General features: G+C 40.5%; 15 protein-coding genes. 6 read left to right on the forward strand and 9 right to left on the reverse strand.

All coding sequences use genetic code 11. From position 1 onward, the window contains the following. Positions 1 to 69 precede the first annotated feature (69 nt). The 3 genes from CXF62_RS03010 to CXF62_RS03020 all read left to right on the forward strand — a co-directional run bounded on the left by CXF62_RS03010 (position 70) and on the right by CXF62_RS03020 (position 3,277). Positions 70 to 936 carry a glycosyltransferase gene (locus CXF62_RS03010; RefSeq protein ID WP_102092852.1) on the forward strand — a complete coding sequence of 289 codons (867 nt, stop codon included), beginning with the start codon at positions 70 to 72 and terminating at the stop codon, positions 934 to 936. Positions 937 to 1,001: 65 nt separating this feature from the next. Continuing rightward, positions 1,002 to 2,096 (forward strand): glycosyltransferase, encoded by a 1,095-nt coding sequence (locus tag CXF62_RS03015; RefSeq protein WP_102092853.1) that lies wholly within the window; start codon positions 1,002 to 1,004, stop codon positions 2,094 to 2,096. Between the two features lie 47 nt (positions 2,097 to 2,143). Beyond that, entirely contained in the window at positions 2,144 to 3,277 is a 1,134-nt protein-coding gene (locus CXF62_RS03020) for a glycosyltransferase (RefSeq protein WP_102092854.1), read from the forward strand. Here the strand turns inward: CXF62_RS03020 and CXF62_RS03025 are convergent. The 4 genes from CXF62_RS03025 to CXF62_RS03040 form a co-directional block, all read right to left on the reverse strand. Beyond that, positions 3,274 to 4,041 (reverse strand): hypothetical protein, encoded by a 768-nt coding sequence (locus tag CXF62_RS03025; RefSeq protein WP_102092855.1) that lies wholly within the window; start codon positions 4,039 to 4,041, stop codon positions 3,274 to 3,276. The two genes, CXF62_RS03020 and CXF62_RS03025, sit on opposite strands and share 4 nt — an antisense overlap. An 83-nt stretch (positions 4,042 to 4,124) precedes the next feature. Next, on the reverse strand, positions 4,125 to 5,138 hold the full coding sequence (locus tag CXF62_RS03030; protein WP_102092856.1) for an NAD-dependent epimerase: 1,014 nt from the start codon (positions 5,136 to 5,138) through the stop codon (positions 4,125 to 4,127). Further along, a complete protein-coding gene (locus CXF62_RS03035) occupies positions 5,138 to 6,304 on the reverse strand; it encodes a nucleotide sugar dehydrogenase (protein WP_102092857.1) in 1,167 nt (388 codons plus the stop codon). The genes CXF62_RS03030 and CXF62_RS03035 overlap by 1 nt, the downstream gene beginning before the upstream one ends. Before the next feature lie 83 nt (positions 6,305 to 6,387). Beyond that, a complete protein-coding gene (locus CXF62_RS03040) occupies positions 6,388 to 7,389 on the reverse strand; it encodes a stealth family protein (protein ID WP_102092858.1) in 1,002 nt (333 codons plus the stop codon). Between the two features lie 289 nt (positions 7,390 to 7,678). On the opposite strand from CXF62_RS03040, the gene CXF62_RS03045 reads away from it, so the two are divergent. Further along, positions 7,679 to 8,806: a glycosyltransferase gene (locus CXF62_RS03045; RefSeq protein ID WP_228153142.1), complete on the forward strand. Its 1,128-nt coding sequence runs from the start codon at positions 7,679 to 7,681 to the stop codon at positions 8,804 to 8,806. A 59-nt stretch (positions 8,807 to 8,865) separates the two neighbouring features. On the opposite strand, the gene CXF62_RS14820 is transcribed toward CXF62_RS03045, so the two are convergent. The 5 genes from CXF62_RS14820 to aspS form a co-directional block, all read right to left on the reverse strand. Continuing rightward, positions 8,866 to 9,378 (reverse strand): hypothetical protein, encoded by a 513-nt coding sequence (locus CXF62_RS14820; protein ID WP_228153143.1) that lies wholly within the window; start codon positions 9,376 to 9,378, stop codon positions 8,866 to 8,868. 14 nt (positions 9,379 to 9,392) lie between these two features. Next, positions 9,393 to 9,704 carry a hypothetical protein gene (locus CXF62_RS14825; protein WP_228153144.1) on the reverse strand — a complete coding sequence of 104 codons (312 nt, stop codon included), beginning with the start codon at positions 9,702 to 9,704 and terminating at the stop codon, positions 9,393 to 9,395. 96 nt (positions 9,705 to 9,800) lie between these two features. Further along, entirely contained in the window at positions 9,801 to 10,601 is an 801-nt protein-coding gene (locus tag CXF62_RS03055) for a glycosyltransferase (RefSeq protein WP_102092860.1), read from the reverse strand. A gap of 149 nt (positions 10,602 to 10,750) precedes the next feature. Then, positions 10,751 to 11,782, reverse strand: a complete 1,032-nt coding sequence (locus tag CXF62_RS03060; RefSeq protein ID WP_102092861.1) for a lysophospholipid acyltransferase family protein — start codon at positions 11,780 to 11,782, stop codon at positions 10,751 to 10,753. Between the two features lie 67 nt (positions 11,783 to 11,849). Next, a complete protein-coding gene (gene aspS / locus CXF62_RS03065; protein ID WP_102092879.1) occupies positions 11,850 to 13,676 on the reverse strand; it encodes an aspartate--tRNA ligase in 1,827 nt (608 codons plus the stop codon). A gap of 374 nt (positions 13,677 to 14,050) precedes the next feature. On the opposite strand from aspS, the gene sohB reads away from it, so the two are divergent. Continuing rightward, complete coding sequence (gene sohB / locus CXF62_RS03070) at positions 14,051 to 15,031, forward strand: protease SohB (RefSeq protein WP_102092862.1); 981 nt, start codon at positions 14,051 to 14,053, stop codon at positions 15,029 to 15,031. Positions 15,032 to 15,289: 258 nt separating this feature from the next. Further along, positions 15,290 to 16,540 carry an acyl-CoA dehydrogenase family protein gene (locus CXF62_RS03075; protein WP_227543646.1) on the forward strand — a complete coding sequence of 417 codons (1,251 nt, stop codon included), beginning with the start codon at positions 15,290 to 15,292 and terminating at the stop codon, positions 16,538 to 16,540. Positions 16,541 to 16,779 lie beyond the last annotated feature (239 nt).

Below are 16,779 nucleotides of genomic sequence, written 5' to 3' on the forward strand. Positions count from 1 at the left end.
CATTATATAGTTGAGTATTATCGCATTGCATTAGCAAAGATAAATATTAGTCAGTGAACGGATAAAATTATGAATACAGAAGATACTATTAAAGTCTTTGTTGGTTGTGACCCAAATAACTGTGATCTAGAGCAGATGATGGTATTAGATTATAGTATTCATAAACATACCAGTGTACCCGTTGAGATAGTATGGATGCAGCTGTCACGCGATCCTAATAGCTATTGGTATTCTAATCCTGAGACTGGAGAGGGTTGGAATACCACTAAATGGTCAACGCCTTTCTCGGGCTTTCGCTGGGCAATTCCAGAGTACTGTCAATACTCTGGTCGTGCCATCTACATGGACGCTGATGTTATTATTTTAGATGATTTGGCAAAGCTGTGGCACCATCCTATTGAAGGACAGTCTGTTGTAGCTGCTAAGACTAATGCGGATATGACTCGGTTGTGTACGTGCGTATGGGATTGCAAGGCGGCGAAAAACATTGTCCTACCAATTAAAAAACTCAAGAAAGATCCCAAAAGCCATAAAGAAATGATGGCTGTATTCAAACATAATAATCAGCTCATTGAGCCTTATCAGGATAGTTACAATTGTATAGATGGCGAAAACTTAGCGCTAGAAGATATTAGGATTTTGCATTATTCAGATATGGGTACACAGTTCAGTCATAAATATTCATTACCTAGAGTCAGTGAAGAAGGTATTGAGCATTGGTTTGACGGTGAAATAATGTCGCACCCAAGGCAGGATTTATCTGAGGTTTTTGATGAGTATTATAACGAAGCACTTGCTGCTGGATACGATTTAGACAGTTATAGGGTAGAACCTTTCGGTCATTTTCCTAAAAAATCTCAAGAAGGTTATACCGGTAATAAGGTGACTCGTCCACACGCTTCTAAATCATTTTTTTCGAAGCTATTTAAACGCTAGTTTTTTAATGAAGCAATGATAAGCCTTTTTAAGAAGGTGAAAACTTACTCCATAGGTTATCGTGTATGAAGCAGCATAAAAAAACAGTGTTACTCGTTATTAATTGTCTACAAGGCGGCGGTGCGGAACGTGTCGTATTAACATTGGGGCAAGGGTTTTATGAATTGGGCTATGAAGTACATATTCTAAGATTTAAGCCGTTAGTACAGTATGACTTAAGTCCAAATCTTAACTACCATGTACTTAAGTTTAAGCCGTATAAACTGATACCAGGGGCACAAAGACGTGACCATATTTTTGCACGTGCTGTTGATAAATACGTGTCGAAAAATATCGGTCAGCCTGACATCATACTGTCCAACCTAGATCGTGCCGATAGCATTTTAAGTAATAGTAAACTGCCTAATATCACTTATATTATTCATAACACAGTATCACTACTCTATAAATTTAATAAAAATCACGACGCTGAGCAGTTAAAGCAAAGAATGATAGATATATATGCCAAGCATCCTTGTGTGTGCGTCAGTGAAGGCGCTCAAAAAGACTTTATCAAAAGCTTTGGTCCTATTACGCCAACCACCGCCATTCACAATCCAATTGATAAAAACAGTATTCAACAACAAGCCGATGCTTTTGTCCCTGACTACCAGAACTATATTATTCATGTCGGGAGTTTTAAAGATGCCAAGCGTCATGATGTATTGGTAAATGCTTATGCAAAAACAGATCAATCTATGCCGTTACTGCTCTTGGGTCAAGGGAAGCATAAAAGTGAAACAGAGCGACTGGTAACAGAGTTAAGCCTAGAAGACAAAGTAATATTTTTAGGGTTTCGTGATAATCCCTTTCCTTATATCAAAAATGCGCAGTTTAAGATATTGACGTCTGACTGGGAGGGTTTTGCTTTAGTTATTGCCGAAGCTCTCGTGCTAGGTACTCCTGTTATCAGTACCAACTGTCCGTCAGGCCCAAGTGAATTACTACCAGAACGTAACTTAATGCCGATGGGCGATGTTGATGCCATTGCCGCAAAAATGCAGCAAGCGATGAGTAACCCGCAAGCGTTTCATGCGCCATTCGATGAAGCGCTGCTACCAGTCAAAATAGCAGAAAAATACGTAGAGTTTGCTGAACAAGTCAATATTATGCATAAATAGTTCCAAATATTTTATACTCACAATGTCCATTTCTAAGAAAATTTAAAATGATTAATAGTGTTATTAGAACAAGAAAAAAAGAAGTTAAAAATAATAAAAAGAAAGTACTCTTAGTCATTAACTGTCTACAAGGTGGCGGCGCTGAACGTGTTGTTCTGACTTTAGGACAGGGATTCTATGATTTGGGTTATGAAGTACATATTTTACGGTTTAAGCCCCGTGTAGATTACGAGCTTAATCCAAAACTAAACTACCACTTTATTGATTTTAAGCGTTATAAACTGATACCAAAATTAGAACGTCGTGACAAAGTTTTTGCGTTCGTAGTCGATCGTTACATTTCAAAAAACATTGGTCAGCCTGATATGATACTGTCTAATCTAGATCGTGCAGATAGTATTTTAAGCAATAGCAAACTACCTAATATATTTTATGTGATTCATAACACAGTGTCTTTGTTATATAAATTCGATAATACGAATGCTGCTGACACACTAAAGTCAAAGATGATTAACATCTACTCCAAGCATCCTTGTATATGTGTCAGTAAAGGTGCTGAAAAAGATTTTGTTGAAAGCTTTGGTAATATTACGCCAACGATTGCCATTCACAATCCAGTCGATAGAGATTACATTCAAAAGCTAGGTGACGTATTTACTCCTGAGTACCAAGATTATATTGTTCATGTGGGGAGTTTTAAAGAAGCGAAACGTCACGATGTGCTGCTAAAAGCATATGCTCGAACAGATCAGTCTATGCCACTATTACTGCTAGGTAAAGGAAAGCTGAAAGACGAAATAGAGCAATTGGTAGTAGAACTCAACTTAGAAGAAAAAGTAGTATTTTTAGGTTTTCAGGAGAACCCTTTCCCTTATATAAAGCATGCTAAATTTAAAGTGCTAACCTCTGATTGGGAAGGTTTTGCCTTAGTGATTGCCGAAGCTCTTGTATTAGGAACCCCTGTTATCAGTACAGACTGCCCATCAGGTCCAAGTGAGTTACTACCAGATAACAACTTAATGCCGATGAGCGACGTAGATGCTATCTCTGAAAAGCTTAGCTTAGCGATGAAAAATCCAGAGCAATTCTTTTCTGAGTTTGATGGGTCGCTTTTACCTATCACAATAGCCAAAAAGTATATTGCATTCGCATCTGATTCTAAAATCAAAGAATATTCTTAATTCAACCACCACTTAGACCAATCGTCTCTGTGTAATGCTCGTAATGTGGCAAACGCACTATCAGTATGCTGTAGTTTTTCGAAAACAGATAACAGTATACTAGTGGCCAATTTATCAACTTTCTGAAATTTATTATAGCGTTTTCGCATATTTCTCAAGCTATCATCGGTACCGATACGAAAATAAGTAAGACCATCGTACAGAGGCAAGTCACCGGCATAAAGCATATCGGTTTTTTCAGTTAGCAATGGCATAGATTTAGCATTAGTGGATAACTGCAGAAAGTTTTTGGTTTCATAAGTACGTAAAGTATTCATTAGAGTTACGACATTCATCAAGATAGCTGCTCTATGAGTATTGTTTGAATGATCAATAAACGTATCGCAAGCAGAGACAATCCAGCGCAACGACAGATGTGTCAATAAATAGTCGCTCTCTGCTTCCCATAACTTTTCAAATTCAGCGAATGTTTTATCTATTTTGTACTTACGGCGCATTAGTATAATAAGCGTGTTGTGATAAAAGCAGAGCTCAGACTCACCAAGCGATTTGTATTTCAAGTTGTTCAAATGGTTCTCTAAATCTGTGCTTTTACGCTCATTGGTTAACGCTTCAATATCACACATTGATTCAGTAATGGTTGTTGCTTTCATCTCATCAAAGCTTCTATCATTATAGGTTTTGATAATCTTACCCGCATTCAATCTTTTTTCGCTTCGAAAGATCAATAGCAATTTTCTCTGCCAACTTGAAGGTGTAGCCATGTTATCAAAATCCTTTAAAAATATATAAAGATATTAGCGCCTTAATCTCTATAATATAAGTCTTAGAGATCATTGTTGTTTGTTTAAACTGAATAATACTGTTTATACCAATCGACAAATTGTTTGATACCTTCTTCGATACTGGTTTCAGGTTTGAATCCGATATCATCTACCAATTCATCTATGTCTGCGTAAGTAATTGGTACGTCGCCTGCTTGCATAGGCAATAAGTTTTCCTGTGCCTTTTTACCACAAGCATCTTCAATGGCGGTAATAAAACGGCGCAAAGTGACAGGCTGATTATTACCAATGTTGTAAATCTTATAGGGAGCAGCTGCAGTCGTAATAGTAGAATGCTGGGGCGAAGGCGCTTTATTAATAATGCGAATGATACCGTTGACGATATCATCAATGTAGGTAAAGTCACGCTGCATATCACCATTATTAAATACATTAATTGGCTCGCCAGCTAGAATTTTCTTTGTGAACGAAAAATATGCCATGTCAGGTCGACCATAAGGGCCATAAACGGTGAAAAAGCGCAGCCCTGTGGTTGGGATGTTGTATAAGTGACTATAGCTGTGTGCCATTAGCTCATTGGATTTTTTGGTAGCGGCATATAGGCTGATAGGAAAATCAACACAGTCAGACGTCGTGAATGGCTGCTTAATATTCATACCGTAGACAGAACTGGAGCTAGCGTAGATCAGATGCTTGATATCATGATGGCGGCAACCTTCTAGAATATTAACAAAGCCAACCACATTTGAGTCGATATACGCATTAGGGTTTTCGATAGAATAGCGCACACCTGCTTGGGCACCTAAATTAACAACCGTATCAAATTGATAGGTTGCAAAAAGCTCAGACATAGCTTCACGATCAGCCAGATCTAACTTAATAAACGTAAAAATTTCTGGATCTGATATCTCACCTAATATTCTCAAACGCGCTTCTTTTAGATCTGTATCATAATAGTCGTTGATATTGTCGATACCAACGATACAGTAATCCCTAGCAGATAGATCTACTTCTAGTATCGCCTTAATTAAATGAAAACCAATAAAACCTGCCGCCCCAGTTACTAAAACTTTCATTAATCGCTCCCAAACAGATCGCGAGTGAATACTTTGTCTGCGACATCTTTTATATCGTCAGATAGGCGGTTTGCGACAATGACATCACTCAGTGATTTAAAGGTGTCTAAGTCTTGAATCACACGCGAATTAAAGAAATTGTCTTCTTTTAGCACAGGTTCGTAGACAACAACCTCGATACCTTTTGCCTTGATACGTTTCATGATGCCTTGTATGGCAGATGCTCTAAAGTTATCTGACCCACTTTTCATCACTAGGCGATGTATTCCCACGATTTTTGGCTGTCTTTCGATGATTTTATCTGCAATAAAGTCTTTGCGGGTCCTATTAGAATCGACAATGGCTTTTATTAGGTTGCTTGGTACTTCATCGTAATTTGCTAATAACTGCTTAGTATCTTTGGGCAGACAGTAGCCGCCATAGCCAAAAGAAGGGTTATTATAATGATTGCCAATACGAGGGTCTAAGCCAATCCCTTCGATGATTTGTTTGGTCTCAAGTCCAAAGGTTTGCGCATAAGTATCAAGCTCATTAAAATAAGCCACGCGCATCGCTAGATAAGTATTAGAAAATAATTTGATCGCTTCAGCTTCAGTAGACTCTACAAATAACAGCGGTGCATCTTTTTTGACTGCACCCTCAAGTAAAAGATTGGCAAATATTCGAGCCTGCTCAGACTGTGCGCCTACAATGATACGTGAAGGATAAAGGTTGTCATGTAGTGCCTTACCTTCTCGCAAAAACTCAGGCGAAAAAATAATGCGATCAGTCGCATAACGTTCTCTGATACTTGTTGTATAGCCCACTGGTACTGTGGACTTAATAATAATGGTCGCTTGTTGATTGACAAAAAGTACTTGCTCAATCACTGATTCTACCGTTGATGTATTAAAATAATTGGTCTTGGTATCATAATCAGTCGGCGTGGCAACGATGATGAAATCTGCATCTTTATAAGCTTCTTTGGCATCCAGCGTTGCAGAAAAATTGAGCTCTTTGTTCAATAAAAAATTGTCGATATCTGTATCTTCGATAGGGGATTGCTTATTATTTAGCAATTCTACCTTTTCAGCGACAATGTCGACAGCGATAACGTCATGATGCTGCGCTAGTAGCATAGCATTTGATAAGCCTACGTAGCCTGTACCTACTACTGCTATTTTCATAATATATCCAAGTGATTTTTGAGCTTTTATTGGTTTAGATCAAGAGGAAGTGAAATTAATCACCATTCAATCTTAAACTAAATTTATTTATCGGTGCTTGCTATCAAAGAAGCAGGTAGATAAGCCAAGAATTTGTGCCTCATAGCTTGACTGATTTTTTTATATAAGTCTGACTCAAGAAGATCTAAACTTTGAATACAACCATATTTAATAGTTTTATCTTCTAAGGCAAGAATAAAATCTTCTACGCTACTCTCGTTTTTTAGATAGTTGATAGAGGTGTTAGGTTTTAAACTTGCTTCGCCTTTTTGAATTTTTAGATGATTCATTAGAGTTATAGGGTTAACTTGGGCGACATCTCTGAATTTGTATTTTATCTGCTCGGTCAACAATTGCGGATGATTCAACAAATGGGACTTTAAAATATTTTTATCGACAATATGAGGGTAGTGATGAATTTCAAAAAACTGATTCATGCCCAGTATTTTAGCACTTAACATTTGCGCGATAGTATGTCTTGGCTGTATCGGTGTGCCAAACAACTTAAAGCGTGACTTTCGAAAATTGAGCTTGGCACTCAAAGCAGCACTTTTGCGCCACTCACCATGAATGATTAACTTCTCACTGTCTAAAAAGTCATCTATCGTCACTGGTTGATTAAAAAAGAAATCATCGTTCATATAGATAAAATAGTCAGACAATCCTTGGATATTCCAAATCATCGTCTCAATTGATCGAGTGTTGAAGGTCGGTAGGTATTCTTCATAACCCGAAAATATTTCCTTGTGATCGACAATACGTATTTTATCTGCTGCACAGATATTTTGCTTGGCAAATTCATCAATGAATGCTGGCCGTTGCTGGTCGGTCACAACATAAATGTGACGGCAAAAAGGCAGGTATTTGATGATAGAGGCGATATTGTAATATATCTCATCGTCACTTGCGAAGCGGGTGGCAGTTATGGCATCTGACGCTACGGTGTTACTTGGCTTGTAGGACTCTCTTTTTTGTTTGAGTACAGGGTCTGAACCATCCACCCAAGCGATAACAATGTCTATTGCTTTCTCATCAAGTTGCTGCATGATTGATCCTGTTTTTTTTCAATAGGTGTCTTTAGTGGCTATACATTCTATTTAAATGTTGATTCTACTTAGATCAGCTATGATATTTATTGATACCTGTATTAGCAAGGGTTAACTGATTTATAAAATCAACAATATTTATGATTTTTTACGCGTCAGTTGATAAGCCTAGCTTATACTGTAGTGAATAAAAGTAGATGAGACTAGCATAAAGAACCAAAATCCTGCAATCATTGTGAACATGGATGCCTTGTATGACTATCATTCAAAAAACCAAGTTGAGATATCAATGCCCATCATTCTATTTATTTTAAAAGCACTTGAAGGCCGCGGTGCTGAGCGTATGGTCACAACGTTAGCAAGTGCTTATGTGAAAATGGGTTATAGCGTCCATATTTTATGTCTAGAAGAAACACAGGATATGCCGTTAGATGCTGACATTCACTATCATATCGTGCCATACGATGAGGTGTTTTCTGAGCAAGATCTTGAGCCAAACTCTAAGCAGACACAGGCTTACGAGGCAGTCGCTAAGCGTATTGATGAGTATGTGCTTAGCCAAATAGGGACGCCAGATCTGATATTGGCTAATATTTATAAAGTGAATTGGATTATGGCGTACAGCCAATTACCCAACATCGTGAATGTGCTGCATACAGCGCTATTTAAGCAGTTTCAACAGCAATTATCTAATCAGCCACTACAGACGATAAATCATTTACGTATGGTCTACGGCGCTCATCCGTGTAGTTGTGTCAGCGAGGGTGCTCGCAAAGATTTAATCTCAATTTTAGGAGACATCACTAAAACCACAACCATTTATAATCCTTGCGATGCCACTTGGATCCAAAGCAAAGCGTTACAAAAACCACATATCGAACAGTTTGGCTTAGCAGATAAACAGTATATTATTCATGTGGCCTCATTCGATACGATGAAAGGTCATCGAGATTTGCTACAAGCCTATGCGAAAACAGAGCGGAAGCTGCCATTAGTATTGGTCGGTAAAGGCAAGCTTGAGGCAGAGATTAAAGCGCTAGCGTTTCAACTTAAGATTAGTGACTGTGTTAGGTTTTTGGGCTTTCAGGCCAACCCTTATTCATTAATTAGGTCAGCCGCACTGATGGTGCTTACTTCTAAGTTTGAAGGCTTTGGCTATGTCATCGTAGAGGCGCAAGCACTGGGCGTACCAGTAATCAGTACGGATTGTCCTTTTGGTCCACGAGAGTTATTACCTAAGCAAAACTTAATTGCGGTAGGTGATATTGATGGCTTGGCGTTACTCATCGATCAAGCCATAGACAACCTTACAGATTATATCGTGCCGCTAAACCAGAAGTTGCTGCCTGAACATATTGCAAGACAGTACTTAGCGTTTCGTTCTGTTTTAGATTTAGATAAAAATGAGGGTTTATAACGTGTAGTGGTTCTTAATTAAACGCAATTAAGTAAAGGTTATTAACTGCGAGTCATTAACTAGAAAGTGTCGAATAGCGATTTAGAGATAGGAGAGTGATTGACGACGGGTACACCATGCGATTGATAGATTCTGCCGAGCAAGTTAAACGAGGGCACAATGCGCTCGTTCAGGACTTTACTAAGCATACTTGGCGCACTATTGTTTTTATTTTCATAAAACCGTGGTTGCTTACTGTTTAGCAGGTCAATACCGTACAGATGAATACTCGCTGCTTGGCGCGAAAACGCCAACTGCGCCGCCACATAAGCGACAGTACCTGCCTCCACAAATCCATGAGTAATGTTAAGAGAGACGCCGATGTCAGCCGCTTTATGATCGCTATCAATAATAAAGTTTGGATTATTGATAAAGTACGATAGCGGAATTTTTTTATTGAGTAATTTTTTCTTAAAGATAAGCTTATTAAAAGATAGCTTGTTTGACTTCACTCCCCATGGCCTATCTACTGGGTACAACACTCGCATGGCATGATGGTACGTTTGCATAATATCAGGGTGCGTAGTGGCCATCGCTTCAAAGACAGCTAACGTTGCATATAGAGGTTGACCCGTATAGTACTGCCGTAAAATCTCAGGCTGATGATTGATAAAGCGCGCATCACTGATGACGTAACCAGTAATATCGGTAAACTGATACTGCCATTGACAAAAATAGCAGGCGTATCTAGTAGCTCTGCTAACGGCAGCTGCTGTATGGATGGCCCTGAGGCGATAATATTGACGTCTTTTCCATGCAGGCTTTGTGCTGGTTCATTGGCATTAAAAGCATTGATAATGATGAGCTCATTATCAATGTTGAACCCAGCGGTAGCAGGTAATCTCAAATATAGCGCCATACTATTTTCCAGTCGTTTATTTCACCTATCTTATATCTTAATACACTGCCTTTACGCTAATTATAAATTGCCTACATATGGTTAATTACTAAGCATTTATTGCCAATGGTCTTTCAACCATGGGCTTGGCTTCACATGCCGATACCATTTACCGCCACTACCAGCAATTGCATCGGGCGGGTTAATCTCACCGTGGAAGATAACGATTTTTGCATCATCCGGCAGAGTAGGTGTGCGCACAAAGTTAAAAGGAATCGGCGCAATACATTGGTACTTAAAGCTGACACACCATGTTTTGTCCCAATACTCTAGGTGATGATGCTCACGCAAATAGTTAGAGAGGTAAGCCTGCTCGTGACGTACTTGGGTGCGAATGGTTTCAAAGTTCCGCTCAAAATTGGACAGCAAATCAGGATAGGTATTCATGCCAATATTAAAGCGGTAGACGGAGCTGTTGCCAATCATGCGCCAAGGTTTTTTCCAGTCGCGGATGATGACGACACTGTCCTCATGCTCAGCTTGATAAGTAAAAAACGCATCGATATTATCGACAATGACGATATCAATATCTAAAAATAGGGCCACACCTTTTAAATCATACAGCTCAGGCTTAAAGGTAGTCAGTTTTTTCCAACCACGTTCAGGACCTGCTGGTAAATCCATGTCAGGTATCGGATAGCAGGCAATCGTAGGGTCAATACCTGTGCTGTCATCGGTCAAGCAAACCATTTTAAAATCCAAGGTTAGATGTCGACTAACCATGTTGTAGAGACGATTGACATATTCAGGACCATATTTGTCGCCCCATTTCATACAGATGATATAACGCTGTTCAGCAGCATTTGTGATGGTTTGATGAGGGTCTATAGATGAGGTCTTAGTTACGTCAGATGTCATAATGCACTCGTATTGAGATAATAGTCAGATAAATGAAGGACTAATAAAAGTAAAAGAATATAGAGTTCAGCCAATATTAGCATAGCTGTGACTGATGGTACGTCTAAACTGATGGTATGTATAAATAGGCAACGTTAGGTTGGTGATGACTAATGATTGTCGAGCTTAGTGTTATCATTTTTAACAGTACTATCGTTTTCAACATTGTCGCTTTCAACATTGTCATTTTTAACGCTATCGTTGATATTACTATCAGAGCGACTAGAAACGTTAGAATGGTGAGATTGAATAAAGGCTGCTAAAGTCTCTTTATCTTTTCGGTAAGGATTGCCTAAGTCTGGTATACGCTTAAAACGTCGATAGCCCCACATATAATGACTGTAGTTGTCTGTAATCATACGCTCCATGGCCTGATTGAGAGCATGAGTTGCCACTTCAGCATTACGGTCATACAAGGCTGGATCGTTGAGTTTGTAGCAGTAAATATCAAAACCGCGTCCATCGGTACGGCGAATACAAGATAAGCCAACCAGCGCACATTTGGTCTTGCTCGCCAATTTTGAGGCAAGGGTACTGGTCAATGTTTTGATACCAAAGAACGGAACAACAACACCGCCTGATGGCTCTGGAACGTGATCTGGCAGTACGATACTAAAACCACCTTGCTTGAGTGTTTTAAACACGGCTTTAACGCCGCTCCCATCAGTAGGTACCAAAGTGGCATTAAGTCGCGCTCGACCCTGAAGGATAAACTCGTTAGCGAATTTGCCGTCAACTGGCTTATACATAATGGTTGGCGCACCAAACTGGTTGAGCCAAGCATTCATCATCTCCCAAGTGCCGAGATGCGGGACGATAGCAAGCATGCCATTTGGATTGTCAAGACCTTCTAAAAAAATGTCTTTATTATGGACATCACAAATCTGAGCGATACTCCACTCAGGAGGCATCGCCCAGCTTTTTATAGATTCAATACTGGTCAAACATTGATGATAGATGATGTCTTTGGTCAACGCACGTTTTTGCTGCTCAGACAGTGTGTGAGTAATCAGCGCCAGATTGATCTGAATGGTACGCATGATACTTAGACTGGGTATCTTAATGATAACCCACGCAACAAAACGTGCCAGCATCTGCAGTACAGACAATGGCACGACTTTGAAAATATGATACGGATTCATGACCACTCACATGGTAATGAATCACATAACAAGCACTGTAGGCAGCAACCGCGCATCATCAAACGATTTATTCAGCAGGCTTGTTAGTATCAGCTTGTGCTTTTTCACGCACACGGATACCAAGCTCACGCAGTTGTTTGCTATCAACGCCAGCAGGTGCTTGGGTCAATGGGCAATCAGCTGTTTTGGTTTTTGGGAAAGCGATAACGTCACGGATAGAGCTTGCGCCTACCATCAACATAATCAAACGATCCAAACCAAATGCTAGGCCGCCATGCGGTGGTGCACCGAATTTTAGGGCATCAAGTAAGAAACCGAATTTGTCTTCAGCTTCTTGCTCACCAATACCCAAGGCTTCAAGTACAGCTTGCTGCATATCGTAAGTATTGATACGTAAGCTACCACCACCAATCTCAGTACCGTTCAATACCATGTCATAGGCGATAGAAAGGGCAGACTCTGGATTGTTTTTCAACTCTTCAACTGAGCCTTTAGGCTTAGTGAATGGATGATGCATCGACGTCCAGCGACCATCGTCAGTCTCTTCAAACATCGGGAAGTCGGTCACCCAAAGTGGGGCCCATTCACAAGTCGTCATTTCAAGATCTAGACCGATTTTTTGGCGTAATGCACCAATTGCATCATTCACGACACTGGCTTTATCTGCACCAAAGAAGATAATGTCGCCATCTTCTGCAGCAGTACGCTCGATTAAGCTCACAAGTACGTCATCAGTCATATTTTTGATGATTGGAGACTGTAGGCCAGACTCTTTATCCACACCATTGTTGATACTGCTAGCGTCATTGACTTTGATATAAGCCAAACCGCGTGCGCCATAAATACCAACAAACTTGGTATAAGCATCGATTTGCTTACGGCTCAATGAAGCGCCACCAGGAATGCGTAGGGCAGCGACACGACCTTTAGGATCGTTAGCAGGACCGGCAAATACCTTAAAGTCGACGTCTTTCATCAAGTCTGCAACGTCAACCAACTTTAGAGGAATACGTAAGTCAGGCTTGTCTGATGCATAGTCGCGCATTGCTTCTGCGTAAGTCATGCGAGGGAACTGCTCAAACTCAACATCCATCATGGTCTTGAACAAATGCTTGATAAGACCTTCGTTGATGTTCATGATTTCTTCTTCGTTTAAGAAAGAAGTCTCGATATCCACCTGAGTAAATTCAGGCTGACGATCGGCACGTAAATCTTCATCACGGAAGCATTTAGCAATTTGATAATAACGATCAAAACCTGACACCATCAATAATTGCTTAAATAGCTGTGGTGACTGCGGCAGGGCAAAGAAGTTACCTGGACGGGTACGTGATGGTACAAGATAATCACGCGCACCTTCAGGCGTTGCACGAGTCAAGATAGGTGTCTCAACATCCAAGAAACCATGATCGTCTAAATAACGACGAATCGCTGACGTTGCCTTGGCACGGAACACCATACGCTCTTGCATTTGCGGACGACGCATATCAAGATAACGATATTTTAGACGCAAGTCTTCAGATACAGTCGTTTTTTCGTCATTCAATGGGAATGGCGGTGTTTCAGACTTAGCCAGTACTTCAATTTCTTTGCCCAATAGCTCAATCTGGCCACTGGTCATATTATTATTTTCAGTACCTTCATAACGACGACGTACGCGGCCAGTTATCTTTAGCACGTATTCAGGACGTACCGCATCAGCGGTTGCGAAAGCTTCTGGCGTGTCAGGGTCGACTACGACCTGCAAGATACCAGCGCGGTCACGCATGTCTAAGAAAATCACACCACCGTGATCGCGACGACGATGTACCCAGCCTACGATACTAATGGTTTGCTCAAGCAAGCTCTCGGTTACGGCTCCGCAATACTCGTCTCGGTATTCGCTATGCGTCATAGTGCTTTGCGTCATAATATGGTTATCCAGTTATCAGCCCAATTCGAAATACAATAATGCAGCCATTGCTGTGCGTTTCAAGCTATTTGCAAAAAAAACACACAAACAACGCGATTAAGACATATGGTCATCACGTTGGCTGCAGAAAATTTGATATAAACGCATATTATGCCTAATCTGCCTTTGTTATACAACCAGCTGAGTTCAATCAAAGCACGGGAGTCTGCAAGTATCTGACGTATTTATTCAGTGATATTTATATTGGGTTAAATATTGTCATCATGCTTGAAAACACCGCTTAGTGTGCACATATCAACCGCACGCTAATAAAAACAGCCATATCAATATATTTACTGACTTGAGGATTTGTAACCATGCTATTTCATCCCCCTAAAAACCCTGTTGAGCTTAAAATACGCCACTTGAATGATGCTCAAAAGCAGCGCCGTGAAGATTTGATGGAAGCCACCCAAGGCAAAGCTGCCCTCAAACAGTTCAAAAAAGTCATGGCCAAAAAAGCCAAGCAAGCATTGAAAGCAAAAACTAAAAATAAGAAAAAACATACTGATGATAAGGCACAAGTTTTTGTGCTCGATTTTGACGGTGATATCAAAGCAACTGCGGTCAAACACTTGCGTGAAGAAATCAGTACTTTAATTAGTACCGCAAATAAAGGTGACGAAGTTATCGTACGTCTTGAATCAGGCGGTGGTCTGGTACATGGTTATGGTTTGGCCGCAGCGCAATTGGTTCGCCTAAAAGATGCTGGTTTAAAACTGACTGTTTGTGTTGATAAAGTGGCGGCAAGCGGTGGTTATATGATGGCCTGCGTTGCAGACAAGGTAGTAGCTGCACCATTCGCTATCATTGGTTCAATCGGTGTGGTGTCACAGTTGCCAAACTTCCATAAATGGCTAAAAAACCATGACGTCGATTATGAGATGTTTACCGCTGGTGACTACAAGCGTACGGTAACTGTATTTGGTGAAAATGATGCCGAAGACCGTGCCAAATATCAAGAAGAGCTAGAGCAGACGCATGAGCTATTTAAGCATTTCGTTAACACGTATCGTCCAGCACTCGATGTTGCCAAAGTAGCTACGGGTGAGCATTGGTATGGCGAAGATGCATTAAAGCTTAACCTGATTGATAGTCTACAGACTTCAGACAGCTATATTTTAGAGCGTATGGAAGACAACGAAGTGTATGCACTATATTCACGTCAGAAGCCGACGTTAGCAGAAAAGTTAGGATTGGCTCAAGCAGCAGAAGCGACACTGAGCATGGCTGTAGATAAATTACCTGATGCACTTGCACGTTTTGATTTGAATAGTCGTCTAAACATTCTGAAATAATGTTAGTTATCATTATGGTAGTTAAGTAAGGGTGCTTTAGTGCTCAGAAATTTTTAGATACATTGTTTATATTTTGTAAAAGGCGTGGCCTAGCTGGTCGCGCCTTTTTGCTGTTTATTGACAATTGCTGTGTTATAAATGTAGCACACGGAAAACAGTATACGTGCGTGCACTAAAGCTCTAGTAGAGCTTTTTATCAACATTTGATTTAGACAATCAATAAAGAAAAGGAAGTCATTTATGTCTAACGACAATTTAATGTTTACCGCAACAGAACATGGTCAAGCCATGCATGCCAAAGTCAAAGCGTTCATCGAAACGAATATTGAGCCTATCGAAGCCCAATTCTGGGAAGATTGTCATAAGAAAAACCCTGATGGTAATTGGGAAAACTGGGAGTGGCCAGAAGCCTACGAAAACCTGCGCAAACAAGCACGTGAAGAGGGTTTGTGGAATTTATTCTTGCCAGATGACACATTAGGTGCAGGACTGTCAGTCACTGATTATGCGCCTATCGCAGAATTGACTGGTCGTAGCTTGCTAGCGCCTCATGTATTCAACTGTAATGCACCTGATAGCGGTAACATGGAGCTGTTATGGCGCTACGGTACTCAAGAGCAGCAAGACAAGTGGCTTACCCCAATCCTAGAAGGTAAGACACGCTCTGTATTCTGTATGACTGAGCCTGACGTGGCGTCAAGTGATGCAACCAATATGCAAGCAACAGCCGTAGTAGATGGTGATGAGATTGTCATCAATGGTAGTAAGTGGTGGTCATCTGGTCTTGGCGATCCAGCGGTTGATGTTTTGATTGTGATGGCATATACCGCGGATGAAAGTGCAGACCGTCATCATCAGCATTCGATGGTGCTTGTGCCAGTCAACACTCCGGGTGTGAAAATTAAACGTATGCTTAAAGTGTTTGGCGATTACGATGCACCGCACGGCCATGGTGAGATTAGCTTCGAGAATGTGCGTGTGCCAGTCAGCCACTTTATTGGCGGACCTGGTAAAGGTTTTGAGATTGCACAGGGTCGTCTAGGGCCAGGTCGTATTCATCATTGCATGCGCTGTATCGGTGCTGCCGAAAAATCTCTTGAGTTAGCAGTCAAGCGTGGTATGTCACGTACTGCCTTTGGTAAGCCGTTACTGCAATTGGGTGGTAACTTTGAGCGTATCAGCGAGGCCCGTATTAAAATCGACCAAGCACGCTTGCTCACATTGTACGCCGCCCAAAAAATGGATGCTCAAGGCACCAAAGCCGCATTGACTGAAATCTCTGCTATCAAAGTAGTGGCGCCAACTGTGCTACAAGAAGTCGTCGACATGGCGATTCAGATTCATGGTGGTATGGGCGTATGTCAAGATACCTTGTTACCAAACTTTTATGCGCAAGCACGTGTACTACGTTTAGCAGATGGTCCAGATGAAGTACATAAAACCATGATTGCTAAGCTAGAACTAAAACGTCAGGGCTTTAGTCGTTCTGCTAAATCTGACAAAGCTTAGCCTTAAGTTTAATCTTAACAAACGGTTGTGTGAGTTAGTTTTGATTTGCTCACGCAACTATCAAGAATAAGCTAATAAAAATGCTAATTGAAAATTCACTATTAACAATTTAGTAGTGAATTTTTCATCACTAGAGCGAGTCCTCATTTCAAAAATAGCGAGAAGAATGAGATAAATTGAATTGAGAACTAGCTCGCATATCTGTTATAAAAATAAATGACCACATGATAAGGAATGTC

The sequence above is a fragment of the Psychrobacter sp. MES7-P7E genome, assembly GCF_002863645.1.
Taxonomy (GTDB): Bacteria; Pseudomonadota; Gammaproteobacteria; order Pseudomonadales; family Moraxellaceae; genus Psychrobacter.